Below are 602 nucleotides of genomic sequence, written 5' to 3'. Positions count from 1 at the left end.
CTTTTTTCTGAGCAAGGGTACAATGATACAACCATATCCAAAATTGCTACGGCTTCTGAAATTAGTTTTGGTAGTGTGTTTACTTATTTTTCTTCAAAAGAAGAGTTATTTCATGCAGCTGTTATTGAACCCTTAGAAAAAATCAACATAGTTCTATTGGATTTCAATCCAAAAGCAGATAACCCGATAATGGAACTAGAAAGAATGGTTAAATCTCACATTAACCTTTTCGCAAGTTTGAGTAATTATTTGCGATTAGTTGTTCAAGTTATAGGACAACATACTAGGTTTAAAACTCAATTTGAAGAATTGAACATATTCCACAATGAGTTCTGCTCCAAACTGGCAACATTGCTTGAAAATGCACAAAGTAAGGGGCATATTAATCAATCAGACCCCATCTTTGCTGCTTCAACCTATTTTAGTCTTCTATTGGGACTACGATTAACGATGACTGATGAAATAGACGAGGATTTTTGGGCAAGTTTTGTCCCATTCGCACTTCAATTATTTGGACCTATTGATTATACAAAGAAGGTAAGTAAATATGAAAATGTTAGAGTAGCTAAACTCAATAATCGTAAGTAAGAATTTTATCTGAC

General features: G+C 33.4%; 1 protein-coding gene. It reads left to right on the top strand.

Annotated elements, in window-relative coordinates; translation table 11 throughout:
• Positions 1–588, top strand: a 588-nt coding sequence (locus B371_RS20885) for a TetR/AcrR family transcriptional regulator (protein ID WP_019412342.1), incomplete at its 5' end; no start/stop codon positions are given.
• Positions 589–602 lie beyond the last annotated feature (14 nt).

Source organism: Paenisporosarcina sp. TG20, assembly GCF_000286315.1.
GTDB lineage: Bacteria > Bacillota > Bacilli > Bacillales_A > Planococcaceae > Paenisporosarcina.
This window is presented reverse-complemented; position numbering and strand designations above follow the sequence as displayed.